Annotated in this window: 1 protein-coding gene; it reads left to right on the forward strand. The window is 43.0% G+C overall.

Going from position 1 to position 379, the window contains the following annotated elements:
• The coding region (locus HW452_RS17400) for a hypothetical protein (RefSeq protein WP_224107346.1) at positions 1-367 on the forward strand (367 nt) is incomplete at its 5' end.
• Positions 368-379: the final 12 nt, after the last annotated feature.

A 379-nucleotide genomic window follows, 5' to 3' on the forward strand; every position in this document is an offset into this window, starting at 1 on the left:
CCTCCTTAAACGATGCGTCATCCTCGCGGCAAGCGCTCACAATGAATTACCTGATCAAGTGCTGTTGATGAACAGTGATAAATGCACCTTCACGTTAAAAAAAGAGAAAAGACCTTTCTTTTTCTTTAAAGGTGAAAAGAAACGTGTGTTTATCACTGCTTATAGCAGTCGCTCTTTAACAATGTATATCATGCTGACAATATCGAATGACGATATGAAGACAGTTCGCTGTTTTTATCTTCTCATCTCGATATGCAATTGTTTTGTGATACGTCTCAAGCGTATCCGGCAATCGTTGTCATTGCGAGATACCAGACCCCTTCGGGTTATAGGGTCAAGCAATGAAGCGCACACGGTGGATGCCTAGGCAGCCAGAGGC

The organism is Vreelandella aquamarina, from assembly GCF_020075495.1.
Classification (GTDB): domain Bacteria; phylum Pseudomonadota; class Gammaproteobacteria; order Pseudomonadales; family Halomonadaceae; genus Vreelandella; species Vreelandella aquamarina_A.